Raw genomic sequence first — 20178 nt, forward strand, 5'->3', positions numbered from 1 at the left:
TCGGATAGTGCTACGGATCCCGGAATAACGCGCAAGCGTTCAAGCGCCTAACGCCGTTTGATGACAGATCATGTATGCATTCGTAAAACGTGGCGTCAAATTTCTGTAGGGAAATCACCGATGCGATGCAAAAACCCACACGCGTATCATCGACAGCGACGCTGATCACGTCCAACAGATGTTCCGCCGCTCGCTTCGTCGAGCGGTTTTCTTTTTGGCAGCACGGTTTTGCGTTCCGGTGCGCTTTTCCACCGCGCCGGTCGAACCGGTCACATCACAGTTCAATGCCGCGCGAGAATGCGCGTGCCGTCCACTTCGAGCGGCCCATCGTTCGCCGCGAGCTCCCCGATCATTCCCTTCAGCAACGCGGGCCATTCGCCGCGCGGCTTCAGCATCGAGGCGGCGGCGCGCATCACGGCCGCGTCGTCGAGCATGCGCAAAAGCGTGTCCACGCTCATCTCGCGGACTTCGAGCAGCTTGAATACGATCAGCACCTTCAGCGCGTTCCTTGCGTTGCGCGCGGGATCGGCGCGCAACCAGGCGACGCGCGACATCGCGCGTTCGAGCGCCGCTTCGACCTGCGTGAACGGCGCGCCGTGGCCTGGGATGACGACGCGCACGTCGAGCGTTGCGATCAGGTCGAGCACGGCTTGCTGCTCGGCGAAGCCGCTTTCGCCTTCGAGTTCTGGAAAGATCACACCGAAGCCGTTTTCCCACAGCGCATCCGCGCTGATCAGCAAGCGTTCGTCCGCGCAATAGAGCATCAGCGAATGCGGATCGTGGCCCGGCGCGCCGAGCACCTGCCAGTCGAGTGCGCCCAGCCGCAAACGTGCGCCGGGTGCCAGCGTGCCGCTGAAGCCGAAGCGCTCGCAGGTTTGACCAGTCGCGCGAAAGCTGAGGCGCGTTTCGTCCCAGCCGCGCACGGCATCGGCTTCGGATGACGGAATCAGCGTGCGGCACGGCCACGTTGCCTGCAACAGTGCGTTGCCGCCGCAATGATCCGAATGCAGGTGCGTGTTGACGATCAGATCGAGCGGCCGCGTGCGCAACGCATTGCGTACCAGCGGGACCGTTTGCGATGCGTGCGTCGCATAGCCGGTATCGACCAGCGCGGCGCATGTGTCGTCGACGAGCAGCACGTTGTTCGACGACAGCCAGCCGCGCTCGAAAACCCGGATCGATGCGGGCAGCGCGATCATGGCGTGGCCGTGCTCGCGTGCGCGTTTGCGACCGCGGGGGGCTTCGGCATCACGAGGATCGTCGAGGTACCCGTCAACATCAGCTCGCCGCGCTGATTGACCACCGAACCTTCGAGATAGGTCAGATCGCCGTTCAGGCTCGGCTTCCAGTGAGCGTCGCGCACACGCCACGTGATCGTCAGCGTGTCGTGCGCCTGCACTGCCTTCTTCAGCTTGATATCGAATTCGAGGCCGAGCGGTTGCGCGTAAGTAGAGAAATGCGTGGCGAGCAGCGCCATGAAATACGCGGTGGGTTGCGTGCCCGACGCGATCAAGCCTCCAAAGCGGCTTTGCGCGGCATACGCTTCATCGTGATGCAACGGGTTCAGATCGACGACGAGCGTCGCGAACGATTTGATCGAATCCACCGACAACTCGAGCGTCGAACTGAACGTCTCACCGGGCGTCACGATGCGCGGCGCGGCGTTCATTGCTTCTCCTTCGTCGTCGATGTCGTGCGCAGCGCCATTAACGTCGCGTGGCGCACTTCGATCGCGTCCCACACCGCGCGCTTCGCGTCGTTGTCGAGCGTCGACCAGCCGGCGATTTCGTCGATCGTGCGCAGGCATCCTTCGCACCAGCCGGTCGATGCATCCATCCTGCACACGCTGATGCACGGCGACGGCACGCAACCGCCGTCGTCCCTGTCGTCGTAATCGTTGCCGCTCGCCATCGTGTTCAGGCCGGCTCGCGCAACGCGACATCGACGACGGGCGCGCCTGTGAGCGAGATCAGCTCCTGCGCCGTCAGATTGAACACCGCGTGCGGATGACCGGCGGCCGCCCACAGGCTCTCCAGCTCGAGCAGATCCGCATCGATCAACGTGACCGGCTCGGTCGCGTGACCGACCGGGCACACGCCACCGATCGCATAGCCGGTTTTTTCGCGCACGAACTTCGCGTCCGCGCGGCCGATCTCGCCGATGTGCGCGGCCACTTTCTTTTCGTCGACACGATTCGCGCCGCTCGCGATCACGAGCACCGGCGCGTCGTCTTCGCGGCGCCGGAACAGGATCGACTTCGCGATCTGCGCGACCGAGCAGCCGAGTCCGTCGGCCGCTTCGGCGGAAGTCTTGCCGGTTTCCGGCAGCATCACGATTCGCCCCGCGTGACCGCGTCCGCGCAGCAGCAGCGCGACGCGGCGTGCCGAGTCGGGCAGCGCGGCGAGATCGTCGGAGTCGAAGGACGCGAGGTCGTTCATTGTTTGGGACCCTGAATGAAAATGGATGCTGCGGTTATACGCAGGTGTTTGCTTCGCTGCGCGCCTTCGCGAGCAGCGCTTTACCGGCGCGCGACACGTTGGACCGGCCGATCGCGTTCGAAATGAAGTCGCCGATTTCGACCACTTGCGCGAGGTCGATACCGGTCTCGATGCCGAGGCCGTTCATCAGATACAGCACGTCTTCGGTCGCGACGTTGCCGGTCGCGCCCTTCGCATACGGACAGCCGCCGAGCCCCGCGACCGATGCATGAAAAATCTCGACGCCTTCGAGCAGCGCCGCGTAGATGTTCGCGAGCGCCTGGCCATACGTGTCGTGAAAGTGTCCCGACAGATGCTCGCGCGGAAACGCTTCGGTCACGGCCTCGAACACTTCGCGGGTGCGCTTCGGCGTGCCGACGCCGATCGTGTCGGCGATATCGATCTCGTCGCAGCCGAGCGCCGCGAAGCGCTTGACGACGTCGACGACCGACGCGACCGGCACTTCGCCCTGGTACGGACAGCCGAGCGCGCATGACACGCTGCCGCGAATCCGCAGCTTATGTTGTTTCGCCGCCGCGGCGACTGGCGCGAATCGCTCGATGCTCTGCGCGATGCTGCAGTTGATGTTCTTCTGCGAGAACGCCTCGCTCGCCGCGCCGAAGATGACGATCTCGTCGGCGTGCGCGGCGAGCGCGCCTTCGAAACCGCGCAGGTTCGGCGTCAGCACCGAGTAAATCGTGCCGTCGCGGCGTTCGATGCCGGCCATCAGGTCTGCGCCGTCGGCCATCTGCGGCACCCATTTCGGCGACACGAACGACGCCGCTTCGACGTTGCGCAAGCCCGCCGCCGACAGCCGGTTGATCAGCTCGATCTTGGTCGCGGTCGGCACGAATTCCTTCTCGTTCTGCAGCCCGTCGCGCGGACCCACTTCGACGATTTTCACTTGCTTCGGTAAGGCCATGATGTGTCTCCGATCCGATGCGGTTTGATCGCTGTCCCATCCAGGATGGGTGCTGCCGCGTTGCTGCAATTCAATTCAGCCTGCACGCCTGCGACGCGTGCGGGCGCGGGTTTCACTCAGTAGCCGCGTTCCAGTTGCACTGCGCCGCTCACCTGCTCGCCGCGCATCATCGCGCCGATCTTGTCCGCGACCTGCGCGACGCTGTCCTCGCGCAACGTCAGCGCCGACGTGTGCGGCGTGATCGTGATGCGCGGCTCGCGCCAGAAAGGATGATCGGCGGGCAGCGGTTCCTCGCGGAACACGTCGAGCGTCGCGGCGGCGAGCTGGCCGCTCGCGAGCGCAGCGAGCAGATCCGCTTCGACGAGATGCGCGCCGCGCGCGACGTTGATCAGATATGCGCCGCGCGCGAGCTTCGCGAAGACTCGCGCGTTCAGCACGCTTTCCGTGTCGGGTGTATGCGGCAGCAGATTGACGAGCACCTTCGCGCCGTCGAGGAAGCTATCGAATTGCGCGTCGCCGGCGAACGTCGCGATGCCATCGATCTGCTTCTCGCCGCGAGTAAAGCCGCGCACCGGCAGGCCGAACGAAGCGAGCGTTTGCGCGACCTGCGTGCCGAGCACGCCGAGCCCGAGCACAGCCACCGTGAACGTTGCGCGCGGATGCGGCTCGAGCACTTTCCAGCGGCGCTCGCCTTGCAGCACCTGATATTCGTCGAAGCGGCGCAGATAGCGCAGCACCGCATGCGTCACGTACTCGGCCATCTGCGCGCCCATGCCGGTATCTTCGAGGCGAATCAACGGCACCTCGGGCGGCAACGTGCCCGGATGCGCCCGTTCGAGCGCGAGAATCGCATCGACGCCAGCGCCGAGATTGAAGATCGCGCGCAGCGTATTGCGTCCGGCCAGCATCTCGCGCGGCGGACGCCAGACCACCGCGAAATCGGCTGGGCCGATGTCGCCGGGCTTCCATTCGCGCAGCTCGGCGGCGGGCAGAGCGCGCGCAAAGTCGTGCAGCCACGCGGCGGCTTCGGTGTGCGGTGCGTAGAAGAGTATTTTCATGCGGTGCGGAATGCGTCGGCGTCGATGTGGGCGTGAGCGGGACGGACCCGGAGCGCGCGACGGCAATCGGACGACGCGTGCGGGATCGGGTCTCCTCCCGGAATGAATAGGCTTCATTCTACTTTTTCGACGCAAATCGCGCGCGTTTGCGCACGCACGTGCGCTTCGAGATGCGTGCCGTGGTGGGTGTCGAGTTCGCGCGTACCCGCGCATTTCTTCGTTTGCCCGATAACGAAAGCACAAAAACCTGGTTCATCGATGCGCGACCGAGCGGGACAATGATTGCCTGGATTCCTTGCGCAGCGAGGCACGCACATGCTTTCATGCACCCGATCGATTGCGACAATTCCTAATTTGACGCAATTTGTATATTGATTAGGTTTCTTGAATTGCTGATCAAAGCTTCGCCATGAAAAACACCCCGAAGATTGGATCAACGTCCAACTTTCGGGGTGAATTTCGCCACTATGCGGCGACGCAGACCATTAGTTCGTGCACGCAGCGCATGCGGCTCAGCGGTTCCGCGACTCAATTCGCCACGCCGTGATCCCCATTCCCATGCGCACACCCATGCTCGCACTCGCTCTCCTCGACCGGCATCTGCTGCGCAGCCTCAGCGCGAATCCCCAGGCGCGCGAGCAGCTTGCGATCCGCTTCCGCCTGCGGGTTGCTCGTGGTCAGCAACTGATCGCCGTAGAAAATCGAATTCGCGCCTGCGAGGAAGCACATTGCCTGCAACGCCTCATCCATCTGCTCGCGTCCGGCCGATAGACGTACCATCGCGCGCGGCATCGTGATGCGCGCAATCGCGATCGTGCGCACGAATTCGAACGGATCGATCGCTTCGGTCCCGCTCAGCGGCGTGCCTTGCACCTGCACCAGATTGTTGATCGGCACCGATTCCGGATACGGCTCCATGTTCGCGAGCTGCGCGATCAGCCCCGCGCGTTCGCGGCGCGATTCGCCCATACCGACGATGCCGCCGCAGCACACGTTGATGCCCGCGTCGCGCACGCGTTCGAGCGTGTCGAGGCGATCCTGGTACGTGCGCGTCGAAATGATCTGGCCGTAGAACTCCGGCGACGTATCGAGATTGTGGTTGTAGTAGTCGAGGCCCGCATCACGCAGCGCCTGTGCCTGGTGCGTTTCGAGCATGCCGAGCGTCACGCAGGTTTCGAGGCCCATTGCCTTCACGCCGCGGATCATGTCCTTGATCGGCTCCAGGTGGCGGTCCTTCGGATTGCGCCACGCGGCGCCCATGCAGAAGCGCGTCGCGCCGTTCTGCTTTGCGACCTGCGCGGCGGCTAACACTTCGTCGACCGGCATCAGCTTGTCGGCGGCGAGACCCGTGTCGTGATGCACCGATTGCGGACAGTATGCGCAATCCTCTTCGCAGCCGCCGGTCTTGATCGACAGCAGCGTCGACAGTTGCACCGCATTGGCGTCGAAATGCTCGCGATGCGTTTGCTGCGCGCGAAACAGCAGGTCGTTGAACGGCAGTTCGTACAACGCGACGATATCGGCGACGCGCCAACGCGCGAGCGGCTTCGCTTCAGTGGCGGCGGCAGTCGGATTGCCGTTGGTGGCGCTCGTGTCGGCGGTGCCTGCTGCGATGTTCAGTTGTGTCATGTGATCGATCCTCGTAAACGGATGAATTTGGGTTCGGCGCTGCGGGGCAGCGCTATGCCGCGCGCAAGTGGCGCAGCGTTTGCAGAAGCCGTCGAATGTCGAGCTGTTGCGCTGCAAGCTCCGGCGACGGCGGGCTGATATGCGGCACGACGCCGAGCAACGGCGCGTCGTACGCTTGCGCGAAATGCACGCGAATCGACGCGATGTTTTCGTCGGGAAAGGTCATGTCCGGGTCGATGCGATTCGCGACCCAGCCCGCGAGCGTTAGACCGCGCGCGGCGATCGCTTCGGCAGTCAGCAGCGCGTGGCTGATGCAGCCGAGCCGCATGCCGACCACCAGCACCACCGGCAGCTTCAGCGCGACGGCGAGATCGGCGGTGTCCTGCGTCGCGGTCAACGGCACACGAAAGCCGCCGACACCTTCGACAACGACCACCTCGGCGAGCTTCAACGCTTGGCTGTGGCACGCGACGATGTGCTCGAGATCGAACGAGACGTTTTCCAGCGCCGCCGCGATGTGCGGCGCGGCCGGTTCCCTCAGCAGATACGGCGTGCGCATGGCGGGCGGCAGCAGCACGCTCGACGCGGCATCGAGCTGATCCGCGTCCTCGTTGTGCAGTACGCCGTTCACTTCGAGCGCGCCCGCCGCGATCGGCTTCATCGCGGCTGCCTGCAGGCCTTCGCGCACGAAGCCGCGCAATAGCGCCGACGACACAAAGGTCTTGCCGATTTCCGTATCGGTGCCGGTGACGAACAGCGACAGCGCGCCGTCATCGTTAATCATGTTGCTCATGCCGCGCGCGCTCCGACTTGTTGCAGGCCGGCCTCGAGCCGGTCGAGATCCGCATGGGAGTGCGCGGCCGACAGCGAGATGCGCAGGCGCGACGTGCCGGTCGGCACGGTCGGCGGACGGATCGCGGGCACCCACAGCCCCGCGCGATCGAGCGACGCGGCGATGTCGAGCGTCGCATCGTTCGCGCCGATGATCAGCGGTTGCACGGCCGTATGTGAATCGACGGGCAGCCACGGCGTCGCCTTCAGCATCGCGCGCGTGCGTTCGATCAGTTGCTGGAGATGCGCGCGGCGCGCATCGCCTTCCACGCCGCCGATGATGCGCAAACTCGCCGACACCGCATGCGCGGCCGCCGGCACCGACGCGGTCGTGAAGATATACGGACGCGCGCGCTGCACGAGCCATTCGATCACGGTCGCATGCGCGACGACGAACGCGCCGGAGACACCCGCCGCCTTGCCGAGCGTGCCGATCGAGATCAGATGCGGCGAGCGCAGCGCGGCTTGCGCAATCGCGCCACGGCCTTGCGGACCGAGCACGCCGAAGCCGTGCGCATCGTCGACGATCAGCCATGCGCCGTGCCGCTCGGCGAGTTCGAGCAAACGCGGCAGCGGCGTGATGTCGCCGTCCATGCTGAACACCGTGTCGGACACGATCACCTTGACGTCCGCCTCCGACGCTTCGAGCATCGCGCTCAATGCATCCACGTCGCAGTGCGGATAGATCTGCACATCCGCGCGCGACAGCCGCGCGCCGTCGATCAGCGAAGCGTGATTGAGCGCATCGGAGAACAGCGTCGTGCCGCGGCCCGCGAGCGCGGTCAGCGTCGCGAGATTCGCCATATAGCCGGTGCTGAAATACAACGCGCGGGCGTCGTCGAGAAAGCCGCCGGCAAATTCGGCGAGATCGTCTTCGAGTTGCGCATGCGCACGCGAATGACCGCCGAGCAGATGCGAGCCGCCGCTGCCCGCGCCATACAGGCGCGCGCCTTCGGCGATCGCGTCGATCAATTGCGGATGCGCGGCAAGGCCCAGATAGTCGTTGCTCGCGAAGCCGATGATTTCACGGCCGTCGACCGTCATGTGCGCGGCGCATGGTGTGTCGGCGGTGCGTCGGCGTCGGCGCAGGCCGCGCGCGTCGATTTCCTTCAGGCCTTCGGCGAGTGTGTCGAGCAGATGCATCAGCGGGTCTCCGCGAGCGTGGCGTCGAAGGTGTCGCGCGTGCGCGTGGCGAGCAGCGCGAGTTCTTCGTCGTCGAGGACGTACGGCGGCATCAGGTACACGGTGGTGCCGATCGGGCGCAACAACAGCTCGCGTTGCAGCGCGTTTTCGAAGAAGCGGCGCGAGAACGTTTTGGCTTGCCGAGGATCGTCGATCATTGCGTCGAACGCGAAGATCGTGCCGCGCTGACGCAGATTGCGCACCTGCGCGTGCTCGACGAGCGGCGCGAGCGCGGCCGCGAGGGTCGCCGATTTGCGTGCGTTGGCGGCGAGCACGTCGTCGCTCGTGAACAGATCGAGCGTCGCGAGCGCGGCGCGGCACGCGAGCGGATTGCCGGTGTACGAGTGCGAGTGCAGGAAGCCGCGCGCGGTATCGTCGTGATAGAAGGCCGCGAAGATCTCGTCGCGCGACAGCACGATCGACAGCGGCAGATAGCCGCCGCTGATGCCTTTGGACAGACACAGGAAGTCCGGCCACACGCCCGCCTGTTCGCACGCGAAGAACGTGCCGGTGCGGCCGCAGCCGACTGCGATTTCGTCGGCGATCAGATGCACGCCGTACCGGTCGCACAACGCGCGCAATCCGGCGACGTACGACGCGTCGTGCATCGCCATGCCGGCCGCGCATTGCACGAGCGGCTCGACGATCAGTGCGGCGATGCGGTTCGCGCGCGCCTCGAACAGCGCGCGCACATGGTCGAGCGCGCGGCGCGCGACGTCGGCGGCGGTTTCGCCCGCTTGCGCGAGCCGCGCATCGGGCGAGGCGACGACGTGGGCGTGACGAATCAGCGGATCGTACGCGTCCTTGAACAGCGCGACGTCGGTCACGCCGAGCGCGCCGATCGTCTCGCCGTGATAGCTGTTGGCAATACAGACGAATTCCTGCTTGTCGGCGTAGCCCCGGTTGCGCCAGCTGTGAAAGCTCATCTTCAGCGCGATCTCGACCGCCGACGCGCCATCCGACGCGAAGAACGCGTGGCCGAGCGTGTTGCCGGTCAACGCGTGCAGACGTTCCGCGAGTTCGACGGCGGGCTCGTGCGTGCAGCCGGCGAGCATCGCGTGTTCGAGCGTATCGAGCTGATCTTTCAGCGCCGCGTTGATGCGCGGGTTCGCATGACCGAACAGATTGACCCACCACGAACTGATCGCGTCGAGATAGCGATGACCGGCGCGATCGTACAGCCACGCGCCTTGACCGCGCGCCACGGGGATCAGCGGCAGACGTTCGTGGTGCTTCATCTGCGTGCACGGATGCCACACCGCGCGCAGGCTGCGGGCGACCCAATCTTCAGGGGCGACCGGGGGGACTGCTGACTTTTCCAAAGAGGTACTCCAGGGTGCTTTTTTGCCACGCACGCAAGCCTCGGCGAGTGCGCGGGGTCGAGATTAGCGGTTTATTTGGTCGCGCGCATCAACCGCGAAATGCTCGTATTTCGCGGTGGCGTCGAGGTTTAGCATCGTTCGATGCAGCTCGTTCGATTTCGTGAGGGAAGCTCGCCAATCGACGGAGATAGCGACGTCAAAGTAATGGGCTGTTACTGGCCGGAATTTGGGGTGACGAGGTGTTTTTTGCGGGGGAACGGAGCGCAAAAGAAAAAGCCCGCCGATACGGCGGGCTTGCGGCACATCAGAATCAGGCGCGATTCACGCCTCTATTCACGCCTCTATTCGTACTTCACTCCCGGCTCGCAATCGCTTTGCGCCCATTGGCATCGGCATCGCTTGCATCCGCCGTCTGCGAGTTCTGATTGCCCCACACGACCGCGTTATCGACCGCATACAACCGGCACGGATCGGAGCTCTGCTTCTGGCAATTCGTCACCGCCACCGACATCGGATCGTCGCCGCCCTCGGCCCACGACCACGCGCCCGAATCCGACACCGCGAACGCGCGGCTCGGATACTGATGCAGGAAGTTGCGATAGCCATTGCGGCCCTCGTTGTCGAGGTACGGCACCGAGTCGACCGCGTCGAGCGCGGCGAATCCGGTTGCCTTCGGCGCGGCCGGATCGGCGACGTGATACTGCACGGCAGTCGGCATACCGGCGCGCGCGAGGAACGCTTCGACGGCCGGCCACCATACGTGCACGCCGTCGCGGTCGCCGACCAGCCGATGCGCGTCGTTCTTGTAGTGGCCGAAGTCGACCATCTTCGCGCTGGCGCCGTGTGCGCCGTACGCGGCGTACATGCCCGCGACGAGCGGCGCGTTCCACACCGAATCGTTATCGCCATAGAGCCACAGCGACGGCACCGCAGTCTTCTCGCCGTACGCGCCGAATGCGCGCGTCAGATTGCCTTGCCAGTCTTCGCAGGCGTCCTGGCGCAGGCCGCCCGAGAAATTGATCAGCGCGCGCACGCCGGGCGCAGCTTCCGTGCCGTATGCGATCGTCGCAAGACCGCCATGCGAGGTGCCGGCCACCGCGATGTGCGTCGCGTCGACATAAGGTTGCTTCGACATGTAATCGATCGTCGCTGCGACGTCGCCGGCCTGGCCAAGGCCGTTGCGCTCGACGTCGCAGCCGTCCTGCTCGTACACGCCGTCCGAGTGACCGAAGCCCTGGCGGTTCGGCGCGACGACCACGTAGCCGCGGCGCACGAATTCGCGCGCGAACGGCAGCGGGTCGCTGCGTTCCTGCGTGCGCGGGTCGCCCGGAATCTTGCCGTGGTTGAAGACGATCATCGGGAACGGGCCGGGGCCGTCCGGCTTGTAGATCGTGGTTTCAAGCGTGACCGTGCCGGCGGCGTCGACCGGTACGCGGATGATCCTTTCGTTCAGGTGAGCGGTGGGCAGGTAGACGTCGTCGTCCAGCGCGAGGCGCGGCACGCGGGCGCGCGACAGCGGTCCCTGGATGTCGCTCGACGGCGTCGCGTCGTGTGCGGAAAGGGACGAGTAGGCGAGCGGATCGGCATGCGCGATCGTGACAGCACACGTGGCCGCGGCGCAGATCGCCGCACACTTCGTCAGAACCTTGCTCAACACCATTGACGCACCTGCTTTAAAGACGTGTCCTGAACTCCGTGCTGTCCGGTTGCGCAAAACGCGGCTGACATTCAGCTTTCGTTCGCGATTTCGACACAAACAGACTCACTCGCGAACGTTGCGGGAAGCGCACGCACGCAAATCGAGATCGCACGGGATGAACCCAACGGCCGACGCGACCCCACGCGTCGAGGATGAACGTCACTTGATGCTGTCGGAGTCCGCGCGGCTCGCGTTCGATCAGCGGCCGGTCAGCCTTCCTTTGCATGTTGCGGAGCCGGTATGACCCGCTCTCGCAATGTGACGTCATGAAACTACGGACTCATCCTGGCACGACAATTTTGTTTTGTGCAATCAAGGAGAACCCGTGACGAAAAAATTGCTGCATGTGCGAACGAGGCTTCAAAGCCTTGCCGGGCAAGGGCCGGGGACATGTGGCGGGAAGCGGCGAGCAAAGGTCGTGTCAGTGCTGTGGTGCGAGGCCAACGAAGAAGCCCGCGAGAAAGGAACGAAAAAAGGCCTATGCAAAGGCCCTTATAAAGTTTGTCGAGAGCGGGTGAAAGGCACGAGAAAGCTTCGGCGCGTAATGCAGCGATTACTTAATCGTCGCGTGCTCTTCATTTACTCATTGACGTCGCCATCGACATAACGCCAGCGGCCATCATCGCCGCGCACGAATCGACTCGATTCATGCAACCGATAAGCACGTCCCCCCACTTTGTAGCGGGCGATGAATTCGACGGTCGCGTGATCGGCATCGCTTTCGGCGAAGCCTTTGATCTGCAGTCCGAGCCAACGGGGCGCGTCGGGCGCGGTGGGATCGACGTCGAGATCGGCGGGGCAGGTGCTGGGGTCCCACGTCGCGCGCAGGTAGTCGGGTGCACCGAGCACGTACGCGCTATAGCGCGAGCGCATCAGTTCGAGCGCGCGCGGCGCCGCTTCGCCGCCGTCGATATAGCGGCCGCAGCATTGCACGAAACGCGGGGCTTTGGTCGCGGTGCCCCCGCGTGCGTCGGGCGCGGCGCCGCCGCACGGACAGTCGACAGGTCTTTGCAGTGACAACAATGGCTTGTTCATTGAAATTTCAGTTGAGCGCGCGAGCGATCAGGATCTTCTGGATGTCGCTCGTGCCTTCGTAGATCTGGCACACGCGCACGTCGCGGTAAATCCGCTCGACCGGGAAGTCGCTCAGATAACCGTAGCCGCCGTGAATCTGCAAGGCGGCCGAGCAGATGCGCTCGGCCGCTTCGGAGGCGAACAGTTTTGCCATCGCGGCTTCGGTCAGACACGGCTGGCCCGCGTCCTTCAGCGATGCCGCGTGCCAGATCAATTGACGCGCGGCTTCGAGTTGGGTCGCCATGTCGGCAAGGCGAAACTGCACCGCCTGGTGCGAAAACAGCGGCGCGCCGAAGCTCTCGCGTTCTTTTGCGTAAGTCAGCGCCGCTTCGAACGCGGCGCGTGCCATGCCGACGCTTTGCGCGGCGATACCGATGCGCCCGCCTTCGAGACCCGACAACGCGATCCGGTAGCCTTCGCCTTCCGCGCCGATCAGGTTCGCGGCCGGCACGCGGCACGCCTCGAATACGATTTGCGCGGTATCCGACGAATGCTGGCCGAGCTTGTCTTCGACCCGCGCGACCACGTAGCCCGGCGTGCCGGTGGGCACGATGAACGCACTGATGCCGCGCTTGCCAGCGGCCTTGTCGGTGACGGCCATCACGATCGCGACGTCGCCGTTCTTGCCGCTCGTGATGAACTGTTTGACGCCATTCAGCACGTACGCGTCGCCGTCGCGTGTCGCGGTGGTGCGCAGCGCCGACGCATCCGAGCCCGCTTGCGGCTCGGTCAGGCAGAACGCGCCGAGCATCTCGCCGCGCGCGAGCGGCGTCAACCAGTCGCGCTTCTGCGCGTCGTTGCCATAGGTGAGCAGGATGCTGCACACGGGACAGTTGTTCACCGAGATCGCGGTCGACGTGCCGCCGTCGCCGGCCGCGATTTCTTCGAGGATCAACGCGAGCGCGAGCGCGTCCATGCCCGCGCCGCCATACGCTTCGGGCACCAGCACGCCATAAGCACCGAGCTCGGCGAGCTGCCGGTGCACGTCGCGCGGAAAGGTGCGCTCGCGGTCCCATTGCGCCGCGTACGGCGTGATCTCTTCGCGCACGAAGGTGCGCAGCGCGTCGCGCACCATCAGGTGATCCTGATCAAGCACCATGAGCGTGTCTCCGGTCCCATGCAACGTAGTTGTCTACCAGTCGAGCTGCGTGCCGTCGTGCTGAAAGAAGCGGCCGTGGAACGCGTCGCGCGATGCCGCCGCCTGCGCCAGCACCTCGCGCATGCCAGCGACGCTGCGCTCGGGATCGAGCGCGGCCTGCGCGCCGCCCATGTCGGTGCGCACCCAGCCGGGATGCAGCGACACGCAGGTCGCGCGCTGCGCGTCGAGCGACGCGAGCTTCAGCACGGCGTTCAGCGCCGCCTTGCTCGCGCGATACAGCCAGCCGGTCGTGCCGCTTGCATCGGCGATGCTGCCCATGCGACTCGAAATCACCGCGAGCACGCCGTCCGTTTCCTCGACGAGCGGCAGCAGGATTGGCAGCAGCTGCATCGGCCCGCGCACGTTCGTGTGCATTACGTGATCGAAGTCCTCGGCGGTGATCGTTTCGATGCCTTCGGTGCGCGGACCGTACACGCCCGACACCAGGATCGCGGCATCGAGCCGTTCGCCGTCGAGCTTCCAGCCGAGCGCCGCGATGTCTTCGGGCGCGGTGACGTCGAGCGCGAAGGTTTCGGCGCCGAGTTCGTTGAGCGCGTCGAGCGCGGCGCCGTCGCGCGCGGTCGCGAGCACGCGCCAGCCGCTCTTTCTGTACTGCCGGACGAATTCCTGGCCGATGCCACGCGATGCACCGACGATCAACACTGTTTTCATCGTATTCCTCGAAGATTTTGTGGATGCATCAGATCAGTTCGACACCCATCGCGGTCGCCTCGCCGCCGCCGATACACAGCGTCGCGACACCGCGCTTCAGACCGCGATTCTTCAGCGCGCCGATCAGCGTGACGAGAATGCGCGCGCCCGAGGCGCCAATCGGATGGCCTAACGCGCACGCGCCGCCGTTCACGTTGACCTTGTTGTGCGGTAAATCGTGCTCTTTCATCGCGGCCATCGTGACGACCGCGAACGCTTCGTTGATCTCGTACAGATCGACGTCGCCGGCGCGCCAGCCGTTCTTCCCGAGCAGCTTGCGGATCGCGCCGACCGGCGCGGTGGTGAACTTCGCGGGCGCCTGCGCGAACGTCGAATGACCGACGACGCGCGCGAGCGGCGCCACGCCGAGCCGTTTCGCGGTCGACTCGCGCATCATCACGAGCGCGGCCGCGCCGTCCGAGATCGACGACGAGTTCGCCGCCGTCACGGTGCCGGTCTTGCTGAACGCGGGCTTCAGCGTGGGGATCTTGTCGAGGTTGGCCTTGAACGGCTGCTCGTCGCGCGCGATCGTGACGTCACCCTTTCGGCCCGCTACGGTGACCGGCGCGATTTCCCAGTCGAACGAGCCGTCCTCGTTCGCGCGCTTCGCGCGGTTCAGCGACTCGACCGCGAACGCGTCCTGCGCCTCGCGCGTGAAGTCGAACGACGCCGCGCATTCCTCGGCGAACGCGCCCATCAGACGGCCTTTGTCGTAGGCGTCTTCGAGGCCGTCGTAGAACATGTGGTCGAGCACCTGGCCGTGGCCCATGCGCATGCCGCCGCGCGCTTTCGGCAGCAGATACGGCGCGTTCGTCATGCTCTCCATGCCGCCCGCGACGATCACGTCGAGCGAGCCGGCGGCCAGCATGTCGTGCGCGAACATCGCCGCGCGCATGCCGGAGCCGCACATCTTGTTGACCGTCGTGCAGCCGGTGGCCAGCGGCAGACCCGCGCCGAGCGCGGCCTGGCGCGCGGGCGCCTGGCCGAGGCCGGCGGGCAGCACGCAACCGATCACCGCTTCGTCGATCTGCTCGGGCTTCAGACCCGCTCGTTCTACGGCCGCCTTGATCGCGACCGCGCCGAGTTGCGGCGCGCTCAGCGACGCGAAGTCGCCCTGAAAGCCGGCCATCGGCGTGCGCGCCGCGCTGACGATTACGATTGGATCGGCGTTGATACCACTGTGGTTTGCGTCACTCATGTTCGAGCTCCTTGGTCATAGCTTGGATGGCTACCGCCGCGCGTTGCCTGATGCGAACCCTCGTGGGATTCATCAAGCCACGCGCACATTTGGCTCGTTCGCCTGCGCATCGGCTGCTTCGGCGAACCGCTCCGGATAACGCACGCAGAAGCGCACGCTCGGGTCGTACGGGAAAAAATCGGGCAGATCGCCCTTCAACAGAAAATCCTTGTATCGCTGCCACAGCTCGGGCTCGAAGAGATCCGCGTGATGCCGCATGAACGAGCGCCGCACGCGTGGATCGCCGAGCAGGAACGTGCCGTACGTCTCCGGGAAAATATCGTGCGGGCCTACCGCGTACCACGGCTCGTCCGACATTTCGTCTTCCTCGTTGCGCGGCGCCGGCACCGCACGCACGTTGCAGTCGGTCAGGTATTCGATCTCGTCGTAGTCGTAGAACACGACGCGGCCGTGTCGCGTGACGCCGAAGTTCTTGTACAGCAAGTCGCCCGGGAAGATGTTCGCCTGGATCAGCTCCTTCACCGCGTCGCCGTATTCCTTGATGCCGCGCTCGACGTCGTCGTCGTTACCGTTCTGCAGGAACAGATTGAGCGGCACCATGCGTCGCTCGAGGTACAGATGGCGAATCACGAGGTTGTCGCCGTCGTACTCGAGCAGCGACGGCACTTCCTTTTCGAGTTCGCGCAACAGCGTTTCGTCGAGCCGCGCGAGCGGCAGCGCGACGCTCGAATATTCGAGCGTGTCGGCCATCCGGCCGAGCCGGTCATGACGTTTGACGAGCAGATACTTCTGCTGGATCTGCGCGCGCGTGGTTTCCTTCGGCGGCGGAAAGTTGTCCTTGATCAGCTTGAACACGTAGGGGAACGACGGCAACGTGAACACCAGCATCACGAGCCCCTTGATGCCGGGCGCGACGATGAAGCGGTCGCTCGAATGCTTCAGGTGATGCAGCAGATCGCGATAGAACAGATTCTTGCCCTGCTTCTGCAGACCCACCGATGTATAGATTTCCGCCTTCGGCTTGCCCGGCATGATCGTGCGCAGAAACTCGACATACGCGGACGGCACTTCCATATCGACCAGAAAATACGAGTGCGAGAAGCTGAAGATGATCAGCAACTGCTCGCGCTTGAGCAGCACGGTGTCGAGCGCGAGCACGCCCGGTTTCACGTGACGCAGCGGCACCGCGAACGGCAGCAGCGCCTCGCCGTTGATGATGCGCCCGACGATATATGCAGCCTTGTTGCGATAAAACAGCGACGACAACACGTGAATCTGGAAGTTCGGCGCTTCGTCGAACACGCCGAACGCTTCGCGAATCGACTGCATCACGCAGGCGACGTCGCGCGTCAGATCCTCGAACGGCGGATCGAGCTGGAAGTTCGTGACGACCCGTTCGAGCGTTGCGGCAAGTCCATCAGTACCGGGGTAATACGCGCGGTAGGTCGGCTTCGCGGCCGGTTCGTCGTTCTCGATGTATTCAGTCGAGATCGCCGGGCGCACGAAAATGAAATCGTTGTTGAAGTACGAACGGTGCAGGATCTTGCAGGAAACCGAATTAAAGAAGGTTTCCGCGCATTCCGGCTGACGGTGCGTGGTCAGGAGGCCGATGTAGTGCAGCTTGATCTGCTGCCACACTTCGCTGTCGATGTTCTCCGCGTCGTACTCGTCTTCGAGCAACTGCACGCATTCCTGCACGCGATCGTCGTACGATGTGATGCGGTCGCGCGCGAGCTTTTGCAGGCCGTGCCAGTCGCCGGCTTCGAACAGCGTCTTCGCGTGGATCGCCGCGTCGCGAAAGATCCGGTAGTGACGGTCGAACCCATCGAGCATCGTCTGCGCGACGTCGAAACCGATTTGCGACGATAACAGCTTGGGGAAGTGATTCATCACGCGCGCTCCGCAAACGCCGGTCAGAGTCAGGCCGCTTCAGGCAGGCTTCGCGTCGTGCCTCGCGCCATCGAGCAGCGCGCGCGCCTGCGCTTCATACTGCGCGAGATCTTCGAGCGTCGCGTCGAGATCTTCTCGCTGACGTTCGAGCACTTCGCGATGACGCGCGACCGTCGCGAGGAACGCGTGCAACTGCGGTACGGTATCGGTCGGCGATTCGTAGACGTCGAGCAGGTCACGGATCTCCGACAGCGTGAAGCCAAGCCGTTTGCCGCGCAAGGTGAGCTTCAGACGGGTGCGGTCGCGGCCCGAATAGACGCGCCGCAAGCCGCTCGAACCCTCGCGGCTCGGTGAGAGTAAACCCTGGTCTTCGTAGAAACGGATCGCGCGTGGCGTGACGTCGAATTCGCGCGCCAGCTCGGTAATCGTGTATTGCGTATTCATCGGGACATCTCGTGGCCGCTTGGTCGGCACAAAACCGGATTGGACGATAGAATCGACGTTTACGTTATCGTCAACCTGAGCGGAAAGCAACCACAACCCGGCCGACCGGCATCGCACACCTCGCCATGCCGGAGGGTCGTCGGAGGAAGACAGTCCCCATGAATGCACTCGAACACCAGCTCGAATACCCCTTCAACGACACGATGCCCGACGCGGGCCGCACGATGGAAGTCGCGCCCGGCGTGCTTTGGCTGCGCATGCCGCTGCCATTCGCGCTCGACCATATCAACCTGTGGCTGCTGCGCGATGAGATCGATGGCCAGCAAGGCTGGACCGTGGTCGATTGCGGCATCACGTCGGACACGATCAAGGCGAATTGGGAGAGCGTGTTCGAATCGGTGCTCGACGGCCTGCCGGTGCTGCGCGTGATCGTCACGCATTGCCATCCGGATCACATCGGCCTCGCGCATTGGGTGTGCGGCGGTGGCGATAAAAAGCGTTGGGACGCGCGACTGTGGATGACGCTTGGCGAATACATGCAGGCGCGCGTGATGGCGACCGGCGACGGCTCGAACGCGGGTGGCGAGGCCGCGGCGCGGCACTTCGCGCGGCACGGTCTGACCGACGCCGAATCGCTCGAAAAACTGCGCAATCGCAATAGCTACTACGCGAGCCTCGTGCCGGCGATTCCGGGGCAATACCGCCGTTTGCGCGAAGCCGAGGACGTGAGGATTGGCGGTAGGGCGTGGCGCGTGGTGACGGGCTTCGGCCACTCGCCGGAACACTGCGCGCTGTACTGCGCACAAACCGGCACGCTGATTTCCGGCGATATGGTGCTGCCGCGCATTTCGACCAACGTGTCGGTGTTCGATATAGAGCCTGAGGGTTCGCCGCTCGAACTGTATCTGGAGTCGCTCGGCCGCTACGAGACGATGCCTGAAGACACGCTCGTGCTGCCGTCGCATGGCAAGCCGTTTCGCGGCGTGCGCACGCGCATTCAGCAACTGCACGAGCATCACGACGCGCGGCTCGCCGAAGTGCGCGAAGCATGTGCGGAAAAGCCGCGCAGCGCCGCCGATATCGTGCCGCTGATGTTCAAGCGCCAGCTCGATATCCATCAGATGACATTCGCGATGGGTGAGGCGCTCGCGCATTTGCATCTGCTGTGGCGAGCGGGGGATTTGAAGCGGACGCAGGATGCGGATGGGGTGATTCGGTTTGCGGCGGTGTGATCTCGGCCGTTGGCTGCGGCCGTAGAACCGAGGACGCATAGGCCCGCGCTACGCGGAGGCACTGAGCGGCGCAACGATGCCAGGCGTCCTTTCGTGCGAACTACTTCAACGGCAAGCCGGAGGCAGCGTCGCGTAGTTGCTGGGCTCGCCGGTTGTTGAGTTCGGAAATGCAAGCCAAACGGCCCAATTCGTGCGAATTGCCAGCCCCACCACCACTTAGCGAAGCTGCGAATTCGCATTGAGCCTTGCGGTACTCCGCGAATTTCCTGTTTGATGCGACGAGTTTTGCCCTGGCCTGGTTGACGTACTTGTTGTCTTCATCCCATTCGGAGAGGGTGCCAGCCATCTTCTCCTCGGCTCGTTTGAGGGCCTTCAGACTGGCCTCTGCTTTCTCTGCCAGACAGTCCCGCATTCCCGCTTGCGAGAACGCGCTGCATTCCTCGCGCAGAGCCCGTTCGCTTGCAACGGGAGCAGTTGAGGCCGCAAGGACCATCGTTGGCAGGTAGGCGGTCAAACCGAAACAGATCAGCTTCATCGTGCGCATAGGGCTACCTTTCCTTTGCGCACCATTGACAAAGCGTAATCAAGCTTCCTGGCGTAGTTGGGGTCGCCCCCTCCGTTGTAACGCTCCGCTATCACTGGCGCGGACATGGGACGCCAGCTTGTAACAGCGTTTTGAACTGAAGCTTTCCGGTACTTCAACACTTGTCCGGGGCGCAGAACAGTGGCGGTGGGATTCAGTTTTTTTAACGTGTCGATCGTGGTGCCCTGAGCCCTCGCCATCTTGTCGAGGCTATCTCCTGGCCTCACCGCGATTTCGTAAACCTCAGGGTCAGCACCAAGTACGCTTCTGTACTTAAAATGTGCCATGCGCATTAGCAAATAACCAATACCAGCACGAATGTTATACGCCGGTATCGTTCTGACAGAGGCCATTGTCAGCCGTCCTATCCAGGCTGACGGCACAATCAAATCACCGCCTTCTTTGCGTGAAAGCAGCGATGCTAATCCAGGATCGCCTGCAACCCCGATTTGCATCGGCTTGGCGTTCCACTGAGGATCGTGGGCACCTGTTTCGACCCACAACATCGCCTTGATAAGCTGCCAGTCCAAGGGCACGTACCCGGAAGTGCCGTGAAGATAGCGGTTGTACTCATGGACTGCCATCTGGATCTCGCAGTCCCAGGAATTCCATTTGGCATCGCTTACAGCCTTGCTAACGCCATCCTGCCACCGTTCAAAACCTGTCCGCGTTGGAGCTTGCATTGCCATAACCATTCCTTCTGTCAAAGTGTGGGCGGCTACTTTGCAAGCAATTATCAGCTTCTTGACTGAGGAAAATTGCATTAGGAATCGGTCTGGCGGGCGAAG

General features: G+C 63.9%; 20 protein-coding genes. 1 reads left to right on the forward strand and 19 read right to left on the reverse strand.

All coding sequences use genetic code 11. The features are described from left to right. Positions 1-281: 281 nt before the first annotated feature. The 17 genes from OKW26_RS35200 to OKW26_RS35280 form a co-directional block, all read right to left on the reverse strand. A complete protein-coding gene (locus OKW26_RS35200) occupies positions 282-1199 on the reverse strand; it encodes an MBL fold metallo-hydrolase (RefSeq protein ID WP_429356500.1) in 918 nt (305 codons plus the stop codon). Then, complete coding sequence (locus tag OKW26_RS35205) at positions 1196-1669, reverse strand: MaoC family dehydratase (RefSeq protein WP_429356501.1); 474 nt, start codon at positions 1667-1669, stop codon at positions 1196-1198. The genes OKW26_RS35200 and OKW26_RS35205 overlap by 4 nt, the downstream gene beginning before the upstream one ends. Then, on the reverse strand, positions 1666-1911 hold the full coding sequence (locus tag OKW26_RS35210; protein WP_090802758.1) for a DUF1289 domain-containing protein: 246 nt from the start codon (positions 1909-1911) through the stop codon (positions 1666-1668). The genes OKW26_RS35205 and OKW26_RS35210 overlap by 4 nt, the downstream gene beginning before the upstream one ends. A 5-nt stretch (positions 1912-1916) precedes the next feature. Further along, positions 1917-2438 carry a YbaK/EbsC family protein gene (locus OKW26_RS35215; protein ID WP_429356502.1) on the reverse strand — a complete coding sequence of 174 codons (522 nt, stop codon included), beginning with the start codon at positions 2436-2438 and terminating at the stop codon, positions 1917-1919. A 34-nt stretch (positions 2439-2472) separates the two neighbouring features. Next, positions 2473-3399: a hydroxymethylglutaryl-CoA lyase gene (locus tag OKW26_RS35220; RefSeq protein WP_429356503.1), complete on the reverse strand. Its 927-nt coding sequence runs from the start codon at positions 3397-3399 to the stop codon at positions 2473-2475. 116 nt (positions 3400-3515) lie between these two features. Next, on the reverse strand, positions 3516-4457 hold the full coding sequence (locus OKW26_RS35225) for a 2-hydroxyacid dehydrogenase (RefSeq protein WP_429356504.1): 942 nt from the start codon (positions 4455-4457) through the stop codon (positions 3516-3518). A 528-nt stretch (positions 4458-4985) separates the two neighbouring features. Beyond that, the gene (gene bioB, locus OKW26_RS35230) at positions 4986-6086 is read right to left on the reverse strand and encodes a biotin synthase BioB (RefSeq protein WP_429356505.1); all 1101 of its coding nucleotides are present in this window, start codon (positions 6084-6086) and stop codon (positions 4986-4988) included. 52 nt (positions 6087-6138) lie between these two features. After that, positions 6139-6879 (reverse strand): dethiobiotin synthase, encoded by a 741-nt coding sequence (gene bioD, locus OKW26_RS35235; protein ID WP_429356506.1) that lies wholly within the window; start codon positions 6877-6879, stop codon positions 6139-6141. After that, entirely contained in the window at positions 6876-8060 is a 1185-nt protein-coding gene (gene bioF / locus OKW26_RS35240; protein ID WP_429356507.1) for an 8-amino-7-oxononanoate synthase, read from the reverse strand. Before bioF ends, bioD begins: the two co-directional genes overlap by 4 nt. Then, entirely contained in the window at positions 8060-9421 is a 1362-nt protein-coding gene (gene bioA, locus OKW26_RS35245) for an adenosylmethionine--8-amino-7-oxononanoate transaminase (protein WP_429356508.1), read from the reverse strand. Before bioA ends, bioF begins: the two co-directional genes overlap by 1 nt. Positions 9422-9773: 352 nt before the next feature. Further along, complete coding sequence (locus OKW26_RS35250; RefSeq protein WP_429356509.1) at positions 9774-11081, reverse strand: dienelactone hydrolase family protein; 1308 nt, start codon at positions 11079-11081, stop codon at positions 9774-9776. Between the two features lie 618 nt (positions 11082-11699). Next, positions 11700-12155, reverse strand: coding sequence for a YchJ family protein (locus OKW26_RS35255; protein WP_429356510.1), 456 nt, complete (start codon positions 12153-12155; stop codon positions 11700-11702). A gap of 7 nt (positions 12156-12162) precedes the next feature. Further along, entirely contained in the window at positions 12163-13293 is a 1131-nt protein-coding gene (locus OKW26_RS35260) for an acyl-CoA dehydrogenase family protein (RefSeq protein ID WP_429356511.1), read from the reverse strand. Between the two features lie 33 nt (positions 13294-13326). Continuing rightward, positions 13327-14004 (reverse strand): SDR family oxidoreductase, encoded by a 678-nt coding sequence (locus OKW26_RS35265; RefSeq protein ID WP_429294398.1) that lies wholly within the window; start codon positions 14002-14004, stop codon positions 13327-13329. Between the two features lie 28 nt (positions 14005-14032). Then, positions 14033-15241, reverse strand: a complete 1209-nt coding sequence (locus OKW26_RS35270) for an acetyl-CoA C-acetyltransferase (protein ID WP_184051305.1) — start codon at positions 15239-15241, stop codon at positions 14033-14035. A gap of 72 nt (positions 15242-15313) precedes the next feature. Then, positions 15314-17131, reverse strand: a complete 1818-nt coding sequence (gene aceK / locus OKW26_RS35275; RefSeq protein ID WP_429356512.1) for a bifunctional isocitrate dehydrogenase kinase/phosphatase — start codon at positions 17129-17131, stop codon at positions 15314-15316. A gap of 39 nt (positions 17132-17170) precedes the next feature. Beyond that, a complete protein-coding gene (locus tag OKW26_RS35280; protein WP_090802783.1) occupies positions 17171-17575 on the reverse strand; it encodes a MerR family transcriptional regulator in 405 nt (134 codons plus the stop codon). Between the two features lie 158 nt (positions 17576-17733). Here OKW26_RS35280 and OKW26_RS35285 point away from each other — a divergent pair, with 158 nt between their 5' ends. Further along, a complete protein-coding gene (locus tag OKW26_RS35285) occupies positions 17734-18807 on the forward strand; it encodes an MBL fold metallo-hydrolase (protein ID WP_429356513.1) in 1074 nt (357 codons plus the stop codon). A 100-nt stretch (positions 18808-18907) separates the two neighbouring features. Here the strand turns inward: OKW26_RS35285 and OKW26_RS35290 are convergent, their stop codons facing one another. Both OKW26_RS35290 and OKW26_RS35295 read right to left on the reverse strand, forming a co-directional pair. Further along, positions 18908-19351, reverse strand: coding sequence for a lysozyme inhibitor LprI family protein (locus tag OKW26_RS35290; RefSeq protein WP_429356514.1), 444 nt, complete (start codon positions 19349-19351; stop codon positions 18908-18910). After that, positions 19339-20154 (reverse strand): LysM peptidoglycan-binding domain-containing protein, encoded by an 816-nt coding sequence (locus OKW26_RS35295; RefSeq protein ID WP_429356515.1) that lies wholly within the window; start codon positions 20152-20154, stop codon positions 19339-19341. The genes OKW26_RS35290 and OKW26_RS35295 overlap by 13 nt, the downstream gene beginning before the upstream one ends. Positions 20155-20178 lie beyond the last annotated feature (24 nt).

Origin of the sequence: Paraburkholderia sp. 32, from assembly GCF_050435345.1 — a bacterium.
Taxonomy (GTDB): domain Bacteria; phylum Pseudomonadota; class Gammaproteobacteria; order Burkholderiales; family Burkholderiaceae; genus Paraburkholderia; species Paraburkholderia tuberum.